At 65.7% G+C, this 20,260-nt stretch carries 12 protein-coding genes; 9 read left to right on the top strand and 3 right to left on the bottom strand.

Translation table 11 applies throughout. The features are described from left to right. The first annotated feature begins 19 nt into the window (after positions 1-19). Complete coding sequence (locus D7S86_RS00530; RefSeq protein ID WP_121082090.1) at positions 20-445, top strand: F0F1 ATP synthase subunit epsilon; 426 nt, start codon at positions 20-22, stop codon at positions 443-445. A gap of 432 nt (positions 446-877) precedes the next feature. Here the strand turns inward: D7S86_RS00530 and D7S86_RS00525 are convergent, their stop codons facing one another. Beyond that, positions 878-3,289 (bottom strand): DUF6600 domain-containing protein, encoded by a 2,412-nt coding sequence (locus D7S86_RS00525; protein WP_121082088.1) that lies wholly within the window; start codon positions 3,287-3,289, stop codon positions 878-880. Positions 3,290-3,662: 373 nt separating this feature from the next. On the opposite strand from D7S86_RS00525, the gene D7S86_RS00520 reads away from it, so the two are divergent. Both D7S86_RS00520 and D7S86_RS00515 read left to right on the top strand, forming a co-directional pair. Continuing rightward, entirely contained in the window at positions 3,663-5,399 is a 1,737-nt protein-coding gene (locus D7S86_RS00520) for an AMP-binding protein (RefSeq protein WP_121082086.1), read from the top strand. 767 nt (positions 5,400-6,166) lie between these two features. Further along, a complete protein-coding gene (locus D7S86_RS00515) occupies positions 6,167-7,120 on the top strand; it encodes an alpha/beta hydrolase (RefSeq protein WP_121084127.1) in 954 nt (317 codons plus the stop codon). A 12-nt stretch (positions 7,121-7,132) separates the two neighbouring features. Here the strand turns inward: D7S86_RS00515 and D7S86_RS00510 are convergent, their stop codons facing one another. Continuing rightward, on the bottom strand, positions 7,133-7,948 hold the full coding sequence (locus D7S86_RS00510) for a transporter substrate-binding domain-containing protein (protein WP_240647939.1): 816 nt from the start codon (positions 7,946-7,948) through the stop codon (positions 7,133-7,135). Between the two features lie 627 nt (positions 7,949-8,575). Between D7S86_RS00510 and hemE the strand changes: the two genes are divergently transcribed. From hemE to D7S86_RS00490, 4 genes are all read left to right on the top strand, one after another. Then, positions 8,576-9,658, top strand: a complete 1,083-nt coding sequence (hemE, locus tag D7S86_RS00505; RefSeq protein WP_121082082.1) for a uroporphyrinogen decarboxylase — start codon at positions 8,576-8,578, stop codon at positions 9,656-9,658. Positions 9,659-10,113: 455 nt separating this feature from the next. Beyond that, positions 10,114-12,381, top strand: a complete 2,268-nt coding sequence (locus tag D7S86_RS00500; protein ID WP_121084125.1) for a primosomal protein N' — start codon at positions 10,114-10,116, stop codon at positions 12,379-12,381. A 345-nt stretch (positions 12,382-12,726) separates the two neighbouring features. Then, positions 12,727-14,178, top strand: a complete 1,452-nt coding sequence (locus D7S86_RS00495; protein WP_121082080.1) for a YeiH family protein — start codon at positions 12,727-12,729, stop codon at positions 14,176-14,178. Further along, positions 14,175-14,429 carry a hypothetical protein gene (locus tag D7S86_RS00490; protein ID WP_240647938.1) on the top strand — a complete coding sequence of 85 codons (255 nt, stop codon included), beginning with the start codon at positions 14,175-14,177 and terminating at the stop codon, positions 14,427-14,429. The genes D7S86_RS00495 and D7S86_RS00490 overlap by 4 nt, the downstream gene beginning before the upstream one ends. 58 nt (positions 14,430-14,487) lie before the next feature. Here the strand turns inward: D7S86_RS00490 and D7S86_RS00485 are convergent, their stop codons facing one another. Continuing rightward, positions 14,488-14,697 (bottom strand): hypothetical protein, encoded by a 210-nt coding sequence (locus tag D7S86_RS00485; RefSeq protein ID WP_121082078.1) that lies wholly within the window; start codon positions 14,695-14,697, stop codon positions 14,488-14,490. A 298-nt stretch (positions 14,698-14,995) separates the two neighbouring features. Here D7S86_RS00485 and putA point away from each other — a divergent pair, with 298 nt between their 5' ends. Both putA and D7S86_RS00475 read left to right on the top strand, forming a co-directional pair. Beyond that, positions 14,996-19,000, top strand: a complete 4,005-nt coding sequence (gene putA, locus D7S86_RS00480; protein WP_121082076.1) for a trifunctional transcriptional regulator/proline dehydrogenase/L-glutamate gamma-semialdehyde dehydrogenase — start codon at positions 14,996-14,998, stop codon at positions 18,998-19,000. Positions 19,001-19,093: 93 nt separating this feature from the next. Next, complete coding sequence (locus D7S86_RS00475) at positions 19,094-20,239, top strand: branched-chain amino acid ABC transporter substrate-binding protein (RefSeq protein WP_121082074.1); 1,146 nt, start codon at positions 19,094-19,096, stop codon at positions 20,237-20,239. Positions 20,240-20,260 lie beyond the last annotated feature (21 nt).

Genomic DNA, 20,260 nt, shown 5'->3' with positions numbered 1-20,260 from the left:
GCAGCAAGCAGGAGTCGATATGGCAAGCATCAAAGTAGACGTCGTCAGCGCGGAAGAGCAGATCTTCTCGGGCCAGGCGAAGTTCGTCAGCCTGCCCGGCGAAGCGGGCGAGCTGGGTATTCTGCCGGGGCATGCGCCGCTGATCACGCGCATTCGTCCGGGCACGGTCGAGATCGAGACCGAGAACGGCCAGACCGAATTGGTGTTCGTGGCGGGCGGGATTCTCGAAGTGCAGCCGACCAACGTGACCGTGCTGGCCGACACCGCGATTCGCGGCAAGGACCTGGACGAAGCGAAGGCCGAGCAGGCACGCCGTGCGGCCGAAGAAGCGTTGCAAAACACGGGCGCGAACCTCGAATACGCGACGGCGCAAGCCGAGCTCGCGTATGCGACGGCTCAGCTCGCTGCGATTCAACGCATGCGTCGTCGTCGCGGTCAGCAGTAATCGGTATCACGCGCGTCGGCCTGTGTGCCGATGCGCGATGTTTCAAAGCCAAAGGGGCAGTCCATCGGACTGCCCCTTTGGCTTTTGCACGGACGTAAATTGCGCGACAGGATGTGCGCGAACGGACGTCAGTCACGATGTCGCTTGATCTCGACGTCGAAGTGGCGGCGGGAACAGATCCGTCACCTGAACACGCGAAGCGACTTGGCGTACGGGTCTAGGGCTCGCTGATCGCTGATCGCTGAACGCGATGTCGAGTGTCGAGCGCATCGCGATTGACCAAGATCTTGGGGCCGGTGCAAAGCGTCAACGTTGGCTACGCCGGCTGCGTCGATCGTCAAGATCGCGGCGTCAAAGCATGCGCCCCTGGCGAAGCAGGGGCGCATGGGCGGCTTTCGAACAGCGAAGCCGCATTGCCGATTTTCCGTTGGATCAGCCGTGCTGGTCGTCGTGTCCGCGATTGCCTTGCGGTTCCTGACGGCCCTGCTGCGGTGCCGGATGAGGCTGCTCACGCTGCGGTTGCGGAGCCTGTGCACGACGCTGCGCTTCCGCGGCCTGCTGACGTTGCTGAGCCTGTGCCTGTGCAGCACGTTGCTGTTGTTCCGCTTGTTGATGCTGTGCGGCCGCGCGTTGCTGCTCCTGCTGCGCACGCTGTTGCTGAGCGCGTTGCTGCTCCTGCTGTGCCTGCATCTGCTGGCTGCGTTGTTGCTCTTGCTGCGCACGCTGTTGCTGAGCGCGTTGCTGCTCCTGTTGGGCCTGCGCCTGCTGATTGCGTTGCTGCTCCTGCTGGGCCTGCGCCTGCTGAGCGCGTTGCTGTTCCTGCTGGGCTTGCGCCTGCTGACTGCGTTGCTGCTCCTGCTGGGCCTGCGCCTGCTGATTGCGTTGCTGTTCCTGCTGAGCTTGCATCTGCTGCGCGCGCTGCGATTCCTGCTGCGCTTGCCCGCGCGGTTCTTGACCGTTCGGCTCGGCGCCCGGACGGCCGCCTTGCTGTTGCATCGCGCTGGGCGGACGCGGCACGCCGTTATCACGCGAGGCCGCCGATCCTTGCTCGGGACGCTGCGCCTCGGAAGGGCCACGCGCGCCGCCAGGCTGCGCCGTCGGCGGCTGTCCGGGGCGAGCGGATTCCGTCATCGCGTTCGGTGTGCGCGCGGGCTGGCCCGCTTCCGGCGTCGGCGCCCGATGCTCGGCCTGGACCACGCGGAAGCCCGGTTGTCCGCCCGCGTGTGCTTGCGCCTGTGCCGGCGACGGTGCGCCCGGACGCGCGGGCGTGTTCGCCGCACCTGCGGCATGCAGATAACTTGCCGGCGGCGACGTGCGCACGACAGGCTGGCCTGCGCCCGGCACCGTGCCGCCCGACTTCGCGAAGTGCTGGGCGAGCGTATCGCGATAGGCGAATGGCGTCGGCGGCGTGCGCGTCGCGATCACATCGCGTTGCGCGACGGCTTGAGGGGGGCGAACGTTCGAGGGCCGCAATGCGCCGCCGAAGCTCTCGCGCACCGGCGCGATCGACGGCGCGCCCGCGCCGAACGTCGCGCGCTGGACTTGCGTGGCCGCGAGCGGTTGACCGTATCGACGCGTATCCTGCCCACGCACGAACTGATTGGCCGGCATGCCCATGACCGCGCCCGGCGCGCCACGGTTCATATAGGTAATGCGATTGTTGATCACCGTATTGTTGACGACGGTGATGTGCGTGTCGTTCACGCGATTGTAGTAACCGGGACTGTAGTGATACGCGGGCCGCCAGGGTTCACCCGGGCCCAGCGCCAGCCATGCGACGCCGGCCGCCGCTGTCGCGCCGATCGCCAGCGAGACGTTCCAGCCGCCATTGTCGCCGCCGACGAACGCGACGAGCGCCGGTGAATAGCACGGCGGAGCGGTCGCGACGACGGGACCCGGCACCCACGCCCACTGGTTGTGCCAATACGCCCAGCGACCGTAGTGGAAAGGCGCGAAGCCCCAGGGCGCATCGTCGACCCACGTCCAACCCCACGGTGCGACCCATGCCCAATGACCTTGATGGTAGGGCGCCCATCCCGCGGCGACGCGCGGCACCCAGACCGCGCCGTAGTCGGGCGCCTGTTCCCACGAACCGTTCTGATCGAGGTCTTCGTAACCCGGCACGTCGCGCGAGACATAACGCGCCGACGGCGAGTTGTCTTCGGCGCGATCCCGCGTGTAGGCCCAGTCGTCAAATGCGTCGAGCGCCGGCGCCGAGCCGTTCGCCGTCTGTTGAAGATTCGTACCGCTGAACGTGATCTGCTGCCCCGCGCCGAGTTGGACCGAGCCCGTATCGCCATACGCGGTCATCGTGCCGTCGCGGACCGTGACCGTCGTCGTGCTGCCGTCGGGCGCCGCGTCGACGCGGTAGATGCCCGGCCCGTTCGCCTGCAACGCGACGTTCGGCGTGTCGACTTCGTAATTCTGTCCCGCGGGCAGTTCGCGCACGCGCGATTCAAGCGTGCCTTGCGCGAGCTTGATCTGCGCGTTCTGATCATCAAGATTGACGATGCTGACCGCAGTCTGCGAGCCGAGACGCAGCGCCGTCGAACCGATATGCAATTCCGAGCGGCCGCCGTTGTCGACCCAGAGCTGATCGCCGGTCGTCATCGGCCGGTTGAGTTCGGCATAGGCCCAGTCGCTGCCGCCCGCCGGCTCGAAAGTCACGGACCCATCGAAATAGTTGAGCCGCGCGACACGTCCGGGCGGATCCGCGGCCGGCGTGCCGGCATCGAGCTGCGTGGGCTCCGGGGCGTCTTGCGCGATCGCCGCGCTACCGAGGCTTGCCAGCACGAATGTCAGCGAAACGGCGCGTGCGATGCGCCACGAGATGGGCTTGTTCATTGTTTCTCCGGTCGTCCTATTCGAGATGTCGGACGTAATCAGGGTAACGCGGCAAGATCATTTCACGCTGACGCGCTTTGTAACGCAAATACGCGCCGTTGTAACAAGGTATGAAGTGAATTAGCCCCTTCCTTCGTTCACGCACATACGATTCCAGCGATCGCGACATCATGGGGAAGCCGCACGACGCTTTGCGATCCCGACGTGCTGACTCGCGCAAGATTCGGTCCCATCCGGTCGTGATCGCGGATGCGGCCGACTTCGAAAAAGCAGGGTTTGAAGCAATACCAGCATGCGGGGCGTCTGGCGAAAATCGATGCGACCGGCGGCGACAGGGCTACCGGCGTCCAGCGTTTATTGCGGAGACACGAGGATGAACGAAGCCGCTCAGGCCGACGACGCCATCATTGCACCGCGCGATGGCGTGTCCTATGTGCGTGGCACGACGCATATCGCGCTGCTCGATTCGACGGTCAGCCGCGTGCTTCGCGATACGGTTCGCCGGTTTCCCGGCCGAGACGCGGTCGTGTTCAGCGACCAGCATATTCGCTGGACTTGGAAAGCGTTCGACGAACAGGTCGATGCGCTTGCGCTCGGTTTGCTCGAACTCGGCGTCAAAAAGGGCGACCGCGTTGCCATTTGGTCGCCGAATCGCGCGGAGTGGCTCGTGACGCAGTTCGCGACCGCGCGGATCGGCGCGATTCTCGTGAATATCAATCCGGCGTACCGGTTGCACGAGCTCGAATACGCGCTCAATAAAGTCGGCTGTACGGTGCTGATCTCGGCCGTGCGTTTCAAGACCTCCGACTATCTCGACATGCTGCGCACGCTTGCGCCCGAGCTCGACGCGGGGCACGCGCGCCTGTCGAGCGCGCGTCTGCCGCATCTGACCTATGTCGTGCAAATGGGCGAAGCGGCCGTGGCGGGCATGCTCCGCTATGCGGATGTCGTGCACTCGGGCATGCAGGCGCGGCAATGCGCGGGCGCGACGCGACTCGCGGCCGGCGAGGCGACGCTTCACTGCGACGAGCCCATCAACATACAGTTCACGAGCGGCACGACGGGCAACCCGAAGGGTGCGACGCTCACGCATCGGAATATCGTCAACAACGGACGCTTTATCGGCATGGCGATGAAGCTCGACGAACGCGATGCGCTGTGCATTCCCGTGCCGTTCTATCACTGCTTCGGCATGGTGCTCGGGGTCCTTGCGTGTGTCTCGTCGGGCGCGAAGATGGTGTTCCCGTGCGAAGGCTTCGATGCCGGCGCGACATTGCGGGCGGTCTCGATCGAACGGTGTACGGGCCTGCATGGCGTGCCGACGATGTTCATCGCCGAGCTCGATCACCCCGAGTTCGAATCGTTCGACTTGCGTAGCTTGCGCACGGGCATCATGGCCGGTTCGCCGTGCCCGATCGAAACGATGAAGAAGGTCGTCTCGCGCATGCACATGGCCGAGGTCACGATCGCGTACGGCATGACAGAAACGAGCCCCGTGTCGTTCCAGAGTTCGACGGAGGATCCGCTCGACAAACGCGTGACGACGGTCGGCCGGATTCAGCCCCATCTCGAAGTCCGCATCGTCGGCCCTGACGGCGATACCGTTCCCGTCGGCGTCAAGGGCGAACTCTGGACGCGCGGGTATTCGGTCATGGTCGGCTACTGGGATGACGACGATAAAACGCGTGAAGCCATCGTCGACGGATGGATGCGGACCGGCGACCTCGCCACGCTCGACGAGGACGGATATTGCAACATCGTGGGCCGCGTCAAAGACATGCTGATCCGCGGCGGTGAAAACGTTTATCCGCGCGAAATCGAGGAGTTTCTGTTTCAACATCCCGACGTTCAAAGCGTTCAGGTGTTCGGTGTGCCCGATGCGAAATACGGCGAGGAAATCTGCGCGTGGATTGTGCCGAAGCCGGGGCGCACGCTGACCGACGTGGATATTCGGCAATTCTGCGAAGGCCAGATCGCCCACTTCAAGATTCCGCGCTATATCCGCTTTGTCGACGCGATCCCGATGACGGTAACCGGCAAGGCGCAGAAATTCGTGATGCGGGACCGCATGATCGAGGAATTGGGCTTGAAGACGGCGAAAACGGCCTGAATGCGCCGCGCCGGCGCGATCTGCCGCATGGGCCATATCTGCGGGGGCGAAACCCTGCAGTATTGAAAGCTAGAAAAGCGGGACGAAAAAAAGCGGGCCTTAGGGCCCGCTAAAAACCACACGCTACGGGGTTAGCGCGAGGAGACCAATGTTGGGTACCGTTGAATAACAGGCCATGCAGCAGGTGGAACACTAGACTTGCTGCAAGCCGGGCATCGAGCGTCAGGTAGAACTCCAGACTTGCCGCCGATCCACAAGCACGACGAGTAGAACACTAGACTTGTCGTGAACGGCCCCTGCAAGGATGCCCCTCATCGAGGGCTTCGGCGAACCGACCGACCACTGAATCCGACGTCCGCTCACGTCATATCCAGCGGTGCACATCCGTGCAGATACCGTTGAAGGGCATTGTGGGTCAATTCATATCCGGTTGGCGTAACAAAGTGTTTCAGGTTGTAACCCGCGCCCAGCAAGGGTTTCAGCCATTTCGAACGCGATTTCAAACGCAATTTCGACCGATTTTAGCGTCATGTTTAGTCGCTGTCGGTCGATCGGCCGCACGGTATTCGAAATGTAAAAAATACCGAGATCAGTCGTTTGATCGATCTCCGTCGCATTTCGGATATCTCTTTTTGGCTCGACGTGTCGTCTCGCATGCATCTGAATAGAATGCTCTGCGAACTCGAAATTGCGAACGCGGACGTGCGCGGATCGCAGACATTGGAGTCGTGTTACGCGACCGCATGCGCTCAAACGAGGACTGGCTCTTGAACATTGATCCCCAACTCAATGCCTACTATTCGCAGGTTTCCGCCGCGTTTCCCCCGATCGCGGACGCCGATGCGTTGACCCGGCGCACCCGCAACAAGCAGGTCGCCGAGCGCTTCGCGCCACCCGCGCCGCGGGGCGTGCATATCGACGCGATCGACGTGCCGCTCGAAGGCCGCACGCTCCGCGCGCGCTTGTACCGGCCGTCGCATCTCGACGACGCGCTGCCGCTCGTCGTCTACTACCACGGCGGCGGCTGGGTGCTCGGTGATCTCGATACGCATGAACAGGTCGCGGTCGGGCTCGCGCTCGATGCGGGCGTCGCGGTCGCGTCGATCGACTACCGGCTCGCGCCCGAGCATCCGTTTCCCGCTGCGAACGACGACGCGCTCGACGCGCTGTTCTGGTTCGCCGAGCAGCGGCCGCGATTCGGCCTGTCCGTTCGGCCGATCGGCGTGGCGGGCGACAGCGCGGGCGCATTCCTCGCGACCTATGCGGCGCGTCAGGCCAACGAGATCGTGCCGGGCCTCGTCAAGGCGCAGTTGCTGTTGTACCCGGTCGTGCACCCCGGGATCGATACGCCGAGCTATGAGCGTTTCACGAACGGGCCGGGTCTCACGCGCGGCGAGATGCTCTGGTTCTGGACGACCTTTCTCGACGCGCCCGTCATGGCCGACGGCGCAGGCGAGCGCTGGATGGCCGATCCGCGCGTCAATCTCGTCGCGTCGATTCCCGAGCATGCGCCTGCTGACGCGATCGTCATGGTCGCAGGCGTCGATCCGCTGCGCGACGAAGGCGTCGATTACGCGCGCTTCCTCGAACAGCATGGCGGCGACGTCGAATTGATCGAGGCAAAGGACATGACACACGGCTTTGCCCGTCTCCAGCACATGTCGAACGCCGCGCGCGACTGGATGCGGCAAGCCGGGGTCGCGCTGCGCGAAATGCTCTGACCTCGCGCGGCGCTACTTGAGCCAGGCGTCGACGATGGGCTGGAACGCGCCCGTCGCGCGCAGCAAATGCAGCCATTGATCGACATACTGCTGGAACACGACATCGCCGCGCGGCAGCATGAAGGCCTTCTCTCCGAATTGCAGCGGCGTGTCGGGATTGACCGAGCACAGCGACGGATTGAGCTTGTGCTGCAGCATCGTCTCCGACGCATCGGTGATCATCACGTCGGCCTTTCCGTCGGCGATCTGCCGAAAGATCGTGACGTTGTCCGGGTAGACCTCGAGATGCGCATGCGACAGATGCTCGCGCGCGAACTTCTCGTTCGTGCCGCCCGGATTCACGATCACGCGCACGCTCGGCTGGTCGATCTGCGCAAGCGTCTGGAACCGGCTCACATCGGCGCAGCGCGCGATCGGCGTCTTGCCGTCGACGAGGTAGGGCGTCGAGAACGCCGCGCGTTTCTGGCGCTCGAGCGTCGTCGAGACCCCGCCGATCGCGATATCGCATCGGCCGATGAAATCGTCGGTGAGTTTCGGCCAGGTCGTCGCGACGTACTCGATCTCGGCGCCGAGCGACCGCGCGAGCGACGCGGCGAGATCGATGTCGATGCCCTCGTAACGGCCATCGGGGCGCAGGAATGCATACGGCTTGTAGTCTCCGGTCGTGCAGACGCGGAGTCGATGCGATGCGAGCACCGTGTCGAGCCGCGATCCGGCCGCGCCCGGCGTGGCGCTTGAGGAGGTCGAGGCGGTCGAGGGGGACGGCGAACCCGCATGCGGGTTCGTTGATCCGGCCGTGCTGGACGCGTTGGGGGCGGCCGATTCCACCGCGATCGGCGAGGACTGCACTTGTGCCGTCGCGGTGGTGGAGACGATCGCGATCGACGTCGCGCACGCGAGCGCGAGGCAACGCCCCGCGACAAACGCTCCCCATCGGAGCGGCGAGCCGAATCCACGGAGGCCGTTGGATCCGCGGGCGCCACGCGCATGGCGTCCGGTCGTGAGCGGGGTCGCGTCTCGGGTGGTGTTGCGTGTCGCGTCTGCTATGAGTCCTGCTCGCATCGGAAGCCCTCGAATCAAATGTCGCGTTGGCGTGGTGTCGGCGTCGTGCCTCGACGCGTGCACGCATGATAAGGACGGATGCGCGAACTGCCCACCTAGCCGGATGGCCAATCCTCACGTCGTGCGACCCGAGGCGCCCGCGCACCAAGTCGCGCCCGCTCGGTACTGACCCGATACCGATACCGATACCGATACCGATACCGATACCGATACCGATACCGATACCGATACCGATACCGATACCGATACCGATACCGATACCGATACCGACCCTGGCGCCGACCGGATCGGCACTCAATGCTGCGCCGATACTCGACCAATGCCCCCCACCTTTGGCCGGCCCTCTCGACCCGCTCCGGTAGAATGCGCGTTTGCCCCCCGCCCGAGCACGCCGTGGTCACGACGCTTTCCAACGATACGTTCCTGCGCGCGCTGCGCCGCGAGCCCACCGAATACACGCCCGTCTGGCTCATGCGCCAGGCAGGCCGCTACCTGCCCGAATACCAGGCGACGCGCGCCAAAGCCGGCAGCTTCATGGATCTCGCGCAAAACCCCGATTTCGCGACCGAGGTCACGCTGCAACCGCTCGATCGTTTCCCGCTCGACGCGGCGATCTTGTTCTCGGACATCCTGACGATTCCCGACGCGATGGGCCTCGGCCTGTCGTTCGAGGCCGGCGAAGGGCCGCGTTTCGCACGTCCCGTGCGCACCGAGGACGATGTCGCGCGGCTGGCCGTGCCCGATATCGACCGCTCGCTCAAATATGTGACCGACGCGGTTTCACAGATCCGTCGTGCGCTCGTCGGCTCCGATGGACGCCAGCGTGTGCCGTTGATCGGCTTCTCCGGTAGCCCGTGGACGCTCGCGACCTATATGGTCGAAGGCGCGGGATCGTCGGATTTCCGGCTCGTCAAATCGATGCTCTACGGCCGTCCCGACCTGCTGCACCGGATACTCGACATCAATGCGCGGTCGGTTGCCGCCTATCTGAATGCGCAGATCGACGCCGGCGCGCAAGCCGTGATGATCTTCGATTCATGGGGGGGCGCACTCGCCGACGGGGCGTTCCAGACGTTCTCGCTCGCATACATGAAGCAGGTCATTCGCCTGCTCAAGCGCGAGCGCGACGGCGTGTCGGTGCCCGTCATCGCGTTCACGAAGGGCGGCGGCCTCTGGCTCGACGAACTCGCGGAGATCGGCGCGGACGCGCTCGGCCTCGACTGGACCGTTCATCTCGGCCGCGCGCGCGAGCGCATCGGCGATCGCGTCGCGCTCCAGGGCAATCTCGATCCGTCGGCGCTGTTCGCTCCGCCCGACGCCGTGCGCGCCCAGGTCCGCGCGGCGCTCGACGCCTACGGCCCCCATCCGGGACACGTATTCAACCTCGGACACGGCATCAATCAATTCGCGCCGATCGACAGCGTGACGGCGCTTGTCGACGAGGTGCATACCTATAGTCGGACGATTCGCCAGTAAACCGTTCGGCCGTTAAGGGTTGTTGCATCGCGACTCATGGATCTGACACGGCGGTTCGGATGGTCCGCCGGAAGCACCGTCTACGCTGCGTTCCGCGAAAGTCAATACCTCACTTATACACACATGAGGCATTGCGCCGCGTCAAACATCACGAGATCGGGAATGCATTCCTCGAAATCTGAGGTTAATCGTTCAAGCTTTTGATTTATAAGAGTTTTTAATGGCGCTTGGCGCGCGCGAGAGCGCGTGTGGAAAACCGTGCCAGAGCCCGCGCGACGCGGCGTAGGCGGGCTTTTCAACAAAGTTATCCACAGGTTTGCGCGAGCCTCGCAAAATCTTCGTCGAATCCGAAACTTAGCGACAAAGTTGATGTTTTACATGAGGTTCTTCGAATCGCGGCGCCATTCCGTCTTCGAGGCGGTCGATGCCGGGCGAGGTCTGACGTGAACGGCGAGATCATCGTCCGGGTCGCGCTCGACCATCCGCTCGCCGCGTTGTACGACTATCGCTGGCACGCGGCGCAGCGGCCGTGTGTCGGACAACTCGTCCGCGTTCCGTTCGGACGGCGCAGCGCGGTGGGCCTGATCTTCGAAGTCGCCGAGACGAGCGACGTGCCGGCCGAGCGGCTCAAACCCGTCGAGCAGGCTTGCGAGGCGATGCCGCCGGTGTCGGCGCACTGGCTCGAACTCGTCGCGTTCGCGGCGAGTTATTACCAGCGCGCGCTCGGCGAAGTCGCGTTGCCCGCGCTCCCGGCGCCGTTGCGCGAAGCCGAACGATGGGAACGGCTGTTCGCGCGCGAACCGCGCTTCGCGCCGACCGATGCGGGCCGCCGCGCCTTGCCCGATGCGCTGCCCGCGCGCGCGACCGCGCTGCGCCGGCTCGCAGGCGCATTGATCGACGAAGGCGTGCTCGGCGCGAGCCAGGCGCGTGCGTTTCACGCGAAGGCGATACAGACGCTCGAAGCGTGGTCGGCGCAAGGATGGGTCGTCGAGGCCGGATCGGATCGCGTCGGTAGCGGCGTCGAGGATGCGCGCGCCGACGTCGCCGTCGATGCCCAGCGTGTCGCGCTCTCTCCGCAAGCCACGCCGGACCAGGCTGCCGCGCTCGATGCGATCGCGCAGGCGTCCGGTTTCGAGTCGTTCCTGCTCTATGGCGTGACGGGCAGCGGCAAGACCGAGGTCTACTTGCGCGCGCTCGAACGGCTGCTGCTCGTGCGTCCTGATGCGCAAGCGCTCGTGCTCGTGCCCGAGATCAATCTGACGCCGCAGTTCGAACGGACCTTCCGGGCGCGCTTCGCGCACCTTGCGTCCGATGCGATCGTGAGTCTGCATAGCGGTCTCGCCGAAGGCGCGCGCACGCAGAACTGGCTGGCCGCGCATGAAGGCCGGGCGCGGATCGTGCTCGGCACGCGTCTCGCGGTTCTCGCGTCGCTGCCGAGACTGGCGACGATTGTCGTCGACGAGGAGCACGAGCCGGCCTACAAGCAGCAGGAAGGACTCCGGTATTCGGCGCGCGATCTCGCGGTCTGGCGCGCGAAGCAACTCGATATTCCGATCGTGCTCGGTTCCGCGACGCCTTCGCTCGAAAGCTGGCATCAGGCCGAACAGGGCCGCTACCGGCGCCTGACGCTCGCGACGCGCGCGATTGCCGACGCCGTGTTGCCGACGGTGCGGCTCATCGATCAGGACCTTGAAAAGAAGCGCGGCGTGAACACGATCGAGGGCATGTCGCCGACGTTGATCGCGGCGATGCGCGCGCGTCTCGAACGCGGCGAGCAAAGCCTGATCTTCGTCAACCGACGCGGGTATGCGCCCGCGCTCGCCTGCGATGCGTGCGGATGGGTCGCGGGGTGTCCGCGCTGCAGCGCGTATGCGGTGCTTCATAAGGCGGACCGCACGCTGCGGTGTCACCACTGCGGATGGGAGTCGCGGATTCCGCGTGCGTGTCCGGAGTGCGGCAATGTCGATATCGCGCCGCTCGGCCGCGGCACGCAACGCGTCGAGGAGGCAATCGGCGGTGTCGTGCCGGGTGCGCGCGTCCTGCGGATCGATGCCGACAGCACGCGTCGCAAAGGCAGTGCCGAAATCCTGTTCGACAACGTTCACGCGGGGGATGTCGACGTGCTCGTCGGCACGCAGATGATCGCGAAGGGACACGACTTCCAGCGCGTGACGCTCGTCGGCGTGCTCAATGCGGACTCGGCGCTGTTTTCGCACGACTTCCGGGCGAGCGAGCGGCTGTTCGCGCAGCTCATGCAGGTCAGCGGGCGAGCGGGGCGCGCCGGGCTGCCGGGCGAAGTCATGATCCAGACGCGCTATGCGAGCCATCCGCTCTACGCGTCGCTCATGCGGCACGACTACGAAGGGTTTGCGCGTGCCGCGCTGACCGAGCGGCGCGAGGCGCGGCTTCCGCCGTTCGCATTCCAGGCGCTGCTGCGCGCCGACGCGCGCACGCTCGAAGCGGCGCTCGCGTTTCTCGACGAGGCCGCGGCGTCGCTCGACGGACTGCCGGGCGCCGAACATGTGACGCGCTACGACGCGGTGCCGCTGACGATCGTCAAGGTCATGAACGTCCATCGCGCGCAGCTGCTGCTCGAAAGCGGTTCGCGCGCGGCGCTCCAGGCCGCGTTGCGCGCCTGGCAGCCGCGGCTGCGCGAGATCAAGGGCGGCGAAACGCGCGGCTTGCTCCGCTGGGTGATCGAAGTCGATCCGCTCGATATCTGATCGACGGCGAACCTCGGGGAGCCCCGGTCTCAAGTCCTTGCGACGCGTCGTCCGGGAGCGGCGCCGATGTCGCGCAGCACGCGCGTCGGATCTCACGCCGAGCCCTGAGCCGAACTCGTGCTGGCCCCGCGCCGAACCCGCGCCGAACCCACGCCGCCCCCGCGCCGCCCCCGCGCCGCCCCCGCGCCGGACCGTGCGCATATGAATATAACGATTGCTTCGTTTTGCCTTACAGACGCGCCGCCGATAATCGGGGCACGCCTGACGCCGGCGTGCACTGTACGTGCGCCGATGACTATTCAAAAAGGCGTCTTTCCGGGGCACTGTCCATCAACGGGGGACCACATGAGCGACACCCAATCCACGATCGCCGCGCGTGCGCAAGGCGGCGACCTCAAACCCGGCTTCTGGCGCGATCTCGTCGCGAAGGAAGACTGGTGGGCGATCTGGATCGCACTCGCGATCATCGTCGTTTCGTATGGCCTGTTCGCATCGGGCAGCAGCATCAAATGGCTCGCCGTCGCGCCGACCAAATGGACGACGCTCGGCGAAGCCGCCGCGGATCTCGGCAAGAAATTGCCCCAATACGCGTCGCTGTTCGTCGTCTGGGCGGTGCTGTTCGGCGTGAGCCTCGCGATCATCGGACACCGCGTGTCGCGGTTCCTCGTCTCGTTCCTCGTGCTGTTCGTCGTGTCGACGCTGATCTTCGAACTCGGCGCCTGGGCCAATGCCTCGAAATACAATCTCGAACCGCCGCTCGTCGCGCTCGTGCTCGGTCTGCTGATCTCGAATGTCGTGCGTCTGCCCGACTGGCTGTCGGCCGGGTTTCGCGTCGAGTTCTACATCAAGGTCGGCATCATCCTGCTCGGCGCGACGCTGCCGTTCACGCTGCTCGTCTGGGCCGGCCCGGTCGCCGTCGTGCAGGCCAGCATCGTGTCGCTCGTGACGTTCGGCGTGATCTTCGCGGCCGGCCGCGCACTCGGGCTCGACAAGCGCTTTGCCGCCGTGCTCGGCGTGGGCGGCGCGGTCTGCGGCGTCTCGGCGTCGATTGCGATTGCGGGCGCGGTCCGCGCCAAGCGCGAACATGCATCGGTGTCGATCACGCTCGTGATCCTCTGGGCGATCGTCATGATCTTCGTGCTGCCGTTCGTCGCGCGCGCCCTCGGTTTGCCGACCGGCATCGCAGGCGCGTGGATCGGTACGTCAGAATTCGCCGATGCCGCCGGGATCGCGGCCGCTCAGGCGTATGGCGATCTCGCGAAGCACGGCGACGCCGCGATCGCGGGCTCGCCCGAAGCGGCGCTGCAGGCCTTCACGCTGATGAAGGTCGTGGGCCGTGACATCTGGATCGGCATCTGGGCGTTCGTGCTCGCGATCGTCGCGACGACGCGCTGGGAGCGTGAACCCGAAGCCGACGCGGTCGCTCAGGGCGGCGCCGCATCGACGGCGTTCCGGGCGCGTGTCGGCGCCGGCGAGATCTGGGCGCGGTTTCCGAAGTTCGTGATCGGCTTCGTGCTCGCGTCGGCGCTCGTGACGTGGGTCGCGAGTCACTATTCACTCGCGGAATACCGCAGCGTCGTGACGCCGGGTCTCGTCGCACCGATTACAGCCTTGCGGACCTGGGCGTTTATTTTCTGCTTCTTCAGCATCGGGCTCACGACGCGCTTCGGCACGCTCGCCAAGACGGGCGTCAAGCCCTTCCTCGCGTTCACGATCGGTGTCGCCGTCAATATCGTGCTCGGCTACGTGCTGTCGGTTCACGTGTTCGGCACGTATTGGACAGGACTTGGACAGTGAGCGAACGCCACACGCGTGTTTCAGGGACGGCAGACCGCACGTTTGCGATCCGTCCCGTTGAACCGGCGCCCGGACGGTGCGGCGACTGCGCCCACCGTTCGGCGAATCGCGCCGATCTCGAAGCGTTGATTCCGGGGCTCGCGAGCCTCGGGTCCGGTTTCGGCGCGAGCGTCGCCGAGAGTCGCCTCTGTATGCTGCACGATCGGCTCGTCTCGCCGAACGATGCGTGCGGCCGATTCAGCCGCGCGTGATACGCAACGATCGGTAGCCCGATCGTTGCGCCGATTCATGATGCGATGCGCGAGCGGATCAGCCGAGCGATCTCGGCAGCGAACGCCGCGACGCGTGAACCGCGCGCGCGACGGGCGCGGGCGTGCGTCGCGCACGATATTCCGCGTAGTCTTCCTCGATTTCCGCACTGCGTGCGTTGGCCAGACCCGCGCCGCGCATGAACAGCAGCGCGCAACACGCGCACGCGGCCCAGATGCCGCCGCAGATCAGCCAATTTGAGAGTCCCATATCGCCCTCGCTCGAACCCCGATGTCGTTATCGGCGGGCGCTGCGGCGTTTGCAAATCGCGCGCTCGAATGGCCGCGAACCGCCTTCTTATCCCCACCATGCCTCGTATAACGACACGCGTTGCACAGGCTTGAACGGTAAAAACCCGAGTCCGCGCGAAACGACCGGTCAATCTTGCCGGGCGTAGGCGCAACCCCTTATATTGATCGGGTTGCACCCGTCTTCTGGCGGGCGTACGATGCCCCCGACCCTCACAGATCGCCGGCCGTTCGTGCCGGCGTTGGATGCATCGAATACCATGGCCAGCACCACCCTCGGCGTCAAAGTCGACGAACCCTTGCGCGCTCGCCTGCGCGATGCCGCCCAGCGCATCGAGCGCACCCCGCATTGGCTGATCAAGCAAGCCATCTTCGCGTATCTCGAAAAGATCGAAGGCGGTCAACTTCCCCCCGAACTGAGCAGCGCGCTCAACGGTGCAACCGGCCTCGCGGGGATCGGCGGCGGCGCCGACGACACCGTCCCGGCGAACGGCTCGCAAGAAGAACCCCCGCATCCGTTTCTCGACTTCGCGCAAGGCGTCCAGCCGCAATCGGTCCTGCGTTCGGCGATCACGGCCGCGTTTCGGCGGCCCGAACCCGAATGCCTGCCCTTGCTGATCGGACAGGCGCGGCTGCCGGCCGCTCAGGCCGAGGCGGCGCACGCGCTCGCGAAACGGCTCGTCGCGACCTTGCGCGGCAAGCGCACGGGCGGCGGTGTCGAAGGGCTGATCCACGAGTTTTCGCTGTCCAGCCAGGAAGGCGTGGCGCTCATGTGCCTCGCCGAGGCGCTGCTGCGGATTCCGGACCGCGCGACGCGCGACGCGCTGATCCGCGACAAGATCAGCAAGGGCGACTGGAAATCCCATGTCGGCAATGCGCCGTCGATGTTCGTCAATGCGGCGACGTGGGGGCTCATGATCACGGGCAAGCTCGTCACGACCAATAGCGAGACGGGGCTGTCGTCGGCGCTCACGCGTCTGATCGGCCGGGGCGGGGAGCCGCTGATCCGCAAGGGCGTCGATATGGCGATGCGCCTGATGGGCGAGCAGTTCGTGACGGGCGAGACGATTTCCGAAGCGCTCGCGAACAGCCGCAAGTTCGAGGCGCGCGGGTTTCGCTATTCGTACGACATGCTCGGCGAGGCCGCGACGACCGAAGCCGACGCGCAACGCTATTACGCATCGTACGAGCAGGCGATCCACGCGATCGGCAAGGCCGCGGGCCGCCGCGGCATCTACGAGGGTCCGGGGATCTCGATCAAGCTGTCGGCGCTGCACGCGCGCTATTCGCGCGCGCAGCAGGAACGCGTGATGAACGAGCTGCTCCCGCGCGTGCGCGCGCTCGCGATCCTCGCGCGCGGCTACGACATCGGCCTCAATATCGACGCCGAAGAAGCCGATCGCCTCGAACTGTCGCTCGACGTGCTCGAAGCCCTGTGCTTCGACGCGGACCTCGCGGGCTGGAACGGCATCGGCTTCGTCGTGCAGGCGTATCAGAAGCGCTGTCCGTTCGTGATCGACTATCTCGGCGACCTCGCGCGACGCAGCCGCCATCGGCTCATGATCCGGCTCGTCAAAGGCGCGTACTGGGACAGCGAGATCAAGCGCGCGCAAGTCGACGGTCTCGAAGGCTATCCGGTCTACACGCGCAAGATCTACACGGACGTTTCGTATCTCGCCTGCGCGAAGAAGCTGCTCGGCGCGCCCGATGCGTTCTATCCGCAGTTCGCGACGCACAACGCGCATACGCTCGCGGCGATCTACCATCTCGCGGGCCAGAACTACTACCCCGGGCAATACGAATTCCAGTGCCTGCATGGCATGGGCGAGCCGCTCTACGAGGAAGTCACGGGGCGCGACAAGCTCAATCGGCCATGCCGCGTCTATGCGCCCGTCGGCACGCATGAAACGCTGCTCGCCTACCTCGTGCGCCGTTTGCTCGAAAACGGCGCGAACACGTCGTTCGTGAATCAGATCGGCGACGAAGGCATCGAGATCGACGCGCTGGTCGCCGACCCCGTCGATCAGGCGTCGGCCGTCGTGCCCGTCGGCGCGCCGCATCCGAAGATCCCGTTGCCGCGCGAACTCTACGGACAGGAGCGCGCGAATTCGATGGGGCTCGATCTCGCGAACGAGCACCGTCTGGCCTCGCTGTCGTCGGCGCTGCTCGCGAGCGGCAACCAGAACTGGCATGCGGCGCCGATGCTCGTCGAGGCCGATGCCGCACCGGGTACGCCGCGCGAGGTCCGCAATCCGGCGGACCTGCGCGACATCGTCGGCACGACGATCGACGCGAGCGCCGCACAGGTCGCGACGGCGATGTCGAACGCGGTCGGCGCCGCGCCGATCTGGGCCGCGACGCCTGTCGATGCGCGCGCCGATTGTCTCGATCGCGCGGCCGATCTGCTCGAAGCGAGCATGCCGACGCTCATGGGCCTGATCGTGCGCGAAGCCGGCAAGTCGTTGCCGAACGCGATCGCCGAAGTCCGCGAGGCCGTCGATTTCCTCCGCTACTACGCGGCGCAGATTCGCCAGGCGTTCTCGAACGATACGCATCGCCCATTGGGTCCCATCGTCTGTATCAGTCCGTGGAATTTTCCGCTCGCGATCTTCATGGGGCAGGTGTCGGCCGCGCTTGCCGCGGGCAATCCGGTCGTCGCGAAGCCGGCCGAGCAGACGCCGCTGATCGCCGCCCAAGCCGTGCGGATTCTGCGCGAGGCGGGCGTGCCGCACGGTGCCGTGCAACTCGTGCCCGGCGACGGCGGTACGGTCGGCGCGGCGCTCGTCGCCGATGCGCGTACGCGCGGCGTGATGTTCACGGGCTCGACCGAGGTCGCGCGCCTGATCGCGACGTCGCTCGCCGAACGGCTCGACCCCGATGGCAAGCCGATCCCGCTGATCGCCGAAACGGGGGGCCAGAACGCGATGATCGTCGACTCGTCGGCGCTTGCCGAGCAGGTCGTGTTCGATGTGCTGCAGTCGGCGTTCGATTCGGCCGGGCAACGCTGTTCGGCGCTGCGCGTGCTGTGTCTGCAGGAAGACATCGCCGGGCGCGTGCTCACGATGCTCAAGGGCGCGATCAATGAACTCTCGGTTGGCAATCCCGATCGACTGTCGACCGACGTGGGCCCGCTCATCGACGCCGAGGCGAAGCGCACGATCGACAGCCATATCGAAGCCATGCGCGCGAAGGGCCATGCGGTCCATCAGTTCGATCCGGGCGATGCGACGCGTGCGGGCACCTTCGTGCCGCCGACGTTGATCGAGATCGACACGCTCGCCGAACTCGAACGCGAAGTGTTCGGTCCCGTGCTGCACGTGTTGCGTTTCGAGCGCAGCAAGATCAACGCGCTGCTCGACGCGATCAAGGCGACCGGATACGGACTCACGCTCGGCATCCATACGCGGATCGACGAGACGATCGCTCATGTGATCGACCAGGCGCATGTCGGCAATATCTATGTGAACCGCAACGTGATCGGGGCGGTCGTCGGCGTGCAGCCGTTCGGCGGCGAAGGGCTGTCGGGTACCGGTCCGAAGGCCGGCGGTCCGCTCTACCTGCCGCGCCTGCTGTCGACGCGCCCGCCGGAGCTGCCCGCGTCGCTCGCTCAGGCGTTGAGCGTCGATCTGCCATCGGCATCGGTACCGTCGTCGCATGCATCCGCGGGCGCCGCCCATGGCGCGGCCGGCGCGTCGGCATCGGCGAGCGAGGCGCTGCGCGCGTATCGCGACTGGCTCGATGCGCAACACGACGCGACGAACGTCGCGCGATGCGATCGCTATCTCGCGCGACCGCTCGCGGGCGCGAGCGCGACGCTGCCGGGCCCGACGGGCGAGCGCAATACGTATGCATTGCGCCCGCGCGGCACGGTGCTCTGCGTGCCGTCGACGCTCGGCGGAGCGCGCGCTCAGCTTGCGTGCGCGCTCGCGACGGGTAATCGCGCGTTGTTCGTGCCCGGCATCGGCGGACAACTCGCCGCGAACGTCCCGGCATCGCTCAAGGCCCGGATCGAGGTCCAGGCCGCCGACGACGACAGCGTGCATTACGACGCCGTGCTGTTCGAAGGCGACAGCGACGAATTGCACGCGCTGATCCGGCGGGTCGCGCGGCGGCCGGGTCCGATCGTGACGGTGCAGGGCGTGGCGTCGGGTGCGCTCGAAAGCGGACACGACGACTACGCGGTCGAGCGTCTGCTCAGCGAGCGGTCGGTCAGCGTGAACACGGCCGCGGCAGGCGGCAATGCAAACTTGATGACGATCGGCTGACCGGCGATCCCGGTGGCGCGACGGTAAGCAAGAGTGGGGCGATCGGAACGCGTGTCCGATTTTTGACAACAGGCATCAGGGAGGGAAAAGCGAATGAAATTGACGATCAAACATTGCGCTGCCGCGGCAGCCGCGTATGTGGCCCTGGCCGGCATGGCTTCGGCACAGACGGTCGAGGACGTGAAGGTCGGTTTTGCGGCGCCGATGACGGGGGCGCAGGCGCACTACGGACAAGACTTCCTCAATGGCGTCACGCTCGCTGTCGAGGATTTCAACGCGACCAAGCCCGTGATCGACGGCAAGCCTGTGCGCATCGTGCTCGATACGGCTGACGATCAGGCCGATCCGCGCGTCGGGACGACGGTCGCGCAGAAGCTCGTCGACGACGGCATCAAGGGCATGATCGGCCACTTCAATTCGGGCACGACGATTCCGGCCTCGCGTATCTACGCGGCCGCGGGGATCCCGCAGGTCGCGATGGCGACCGCACCCGAATACACGCAGCAAGGCTACAAGACGACGTTCCGGATGATGACGTCGGATACGCAGCAGGGCTCGGTTGTCGGGACCTACGCGGTCAAGGGGCTCGGCTTCAAGAAGATCGCGATCATCGACGACCGCACGGCATACGGCCAGGGTCTGGCCGACCAGTTCGAGAAGGCCGCGAAGGCCGCCGGCGCGACGATCGTCGATCGCGAATACACGAACGACAAGGCGGTCGACTTCAAGGCCGTGCTCACGAAGATCAAGTCGAAGAGTCCGGACGGCGTGTTCTATGGCGGCGCGGACGCGCAGGCCGCGCCGATGGCCAAGCAGATGAAGGAACTCAGCATCAAGTCGACGCTGATGGGCGGCGAAATGGTCAAGTCCGATACGTTCCTCAAGATCGCGGGCCCCGCGGCGGACGGTGTCGTGGCCTCGCTGGCCGGTCTGCCGATGGAGAACATGCCGGGCGGACAGAAGTATCTCGATGCGTATCGCAAGCGCTTCGGCAAGGATCCGGAAACGTACTCGCCGTACGGCTATGACGGCGCGATGGCGCTGTTCCTCGCAATGAAGGCCGCGAATTCGACCGATCCGGCGAAATATCTGCCTTTCCTCGCGAAGACGGACATGCCGTCGGTCACGTCGACCGACCTCGGCTACGACGCGAAGGGCGATCTCAAGAACGGCGGCATCACGCTGTACAAGGTCGTCGACGGCAAGTGGACGACGTTGCAGACGGTCGGCGGCAAGTAGTTTTCAGGTGTAATGATCGCG

Origin of the sequence: Pararobbsia silviterrae, assembly GCF_003628125.1 — a bacterium.
In the GTDB taxonomy this organism is placed as follows: domain Bacteria; phylum Pseudomonadota; class Gammaproteobacteria; order Burkholderiales; family Burkholderiaceae; genus Pararobbsia; species Pararobbsia silviterrae.
Note: the sequence above shows the minus strand (reverse complement) of the source record. Positions and strands in the feature narration are given on the sequence as shown.